The sequence below is a fragment of the Klebsiella sp. SWET4 genome (genome assembly GCF_024296565.1).
Lineage (GTDB): Bacteria > Pseudomonadota > Gammaproteobacteria > Enterobacterales > Enterobacteriaceae > Klebsiella > Klebsiella variicola.
Genome location: NZ_JANCOB010000078.1, coordinates 1 through 1,004, shown reverse-complemented (window position 1 = coordinate 1,004; position 1,004 = coordinate 1). Strand labels below are relative to the sequence as shown.

The 1,004-nt window shown below is 69.3% G+C and carries 3 protein-coding genes; all 3 read right to left on the bottom strand.

The window, feature by feature from the left end:
* A partial coding sequence (locus NKJ21_RS27655) for a peptide-methionine (S)-S-oxide reductase (RefSeq protein ID WP_254733498.1) occupies window positions 1-245 on the bottom strand: 245 nt, incomplete at its 3' end.
* A gap of 56 nt (window positions 246-301) precedes the next feature.
* Complete coding sequence (locus tag NKJ21_RS27650) at window positions 302-592, bottom strand: hypothetical protein (RefSeq protein ID WP_254733497.1); 291 nt, start codon at window positions 590-592, stop codon at window positions 302-304.
* Entirely contained in the window at window positions 589-885 is a 297-nt protein-coding gene (locus tag NKJ21_RS27645; RefSeq protein ID WP_004623933.1) for a hypothetical protein, read from the bottom strand. The genes NKJ21_RS27650 and NKJ21_RS27645 overlap by 4 nt, the downstream gene beginning before the upstream one ends.
* Window positions 886-1,004: the final 119 nt, after the last annotated feature.

Sequence of the window (1,004 nt, the reverse complement as noted above, 5' to 3'; positions counted from 1 at the left end):
TAGTGGCCGCTCTGTTCACTGGTGACGTCGCGATAGGACGGGTTCTTGACGTGGCCGCCGGTATAGCCGCTCTCGACCTTAAGCACGCCGGGGATGCCGCCCATGTCGTGCTCCATGCACCAGAAGCAGCCGCCGGCGAAGACGGCGGTCTCGGTCTTGACCGGCGCGGGCGGGGGCGCGGCCAGGGCGGTGTCGACGCCCAGCAGGGCGAAGGCGGCGGCAAGGGCGACGAGCAGTCGGCGCATCGGGCGGCTCCAGAAAAGGCGGACTGCGCTCAGATACGCACGAAAGGGCGCGATGGTTACATTCGCCAACCGAAACCGACGCCGCGCACCGACGGACAGGCCGCCAGGCGCGACGCCAGGACCTCGGCGCGGGCGTCGCCCTGGTCGTCGATCTCGAGTCGAATGGCCAGATGCTGGCCCTCGGGAGCGGCGGTCCGGGCGCGCAGGCGGGCCCGCTGCACGGAGGCCACGCCCAGTACGCGCATCAGCGCATCGGGCGTGTCCTCGGCGGTGACGAGGAACAGGCGGCGCCGGAGGGCCGCCAGGGAGACCTCTTCCGGTTTGAGCGGCTCTACGTGGTCGCTCACGGGCGCAGCCATTGGTGTTCGACCGAGGCCGAGTTGACGCCCGGCCAAGCGGCGAGATCGCGGGCCAGCAGGCGCGCGGCCTGGTCGCCCAGGTGACGCACGCGCAGCGAGGCTTCGACGATGTGGCCGACCGGCTTCATGGTCAGGCCGCACAGCTCGGCGCCGCTATCGGCCAGACCCTGGCGGACGGCTTCCAGCGCGCTGGGCGCGTCCTGGGCGGCCAGCAACAGCTGGTGAACGGTGACGCCTTCCTGGTCGCTATGGAAGGCGGGTGGCGAGGGCAGGTAGCTCATTGGGGTTGGTCCTTTGCATGAGAGCTTTTGGGACCGAGGAACCGCGCAACAAAAAGCCCCGCTCGTGGGAGCGGGGCATTTTGGAGATCTTGCGATCCTTCGGCTTTGGTTTTGGTAGG

Bases quoted from the DNA above. Each gene is read 5' to 3' on its own strand.
- NKJ21_RS27645 (WP_004623933.1), bottom strand. From the start codon at position 885: ATGAGCTACCTGCCCTCGCCACCCGCCTTCCATAGCGACCAGGAAGGC.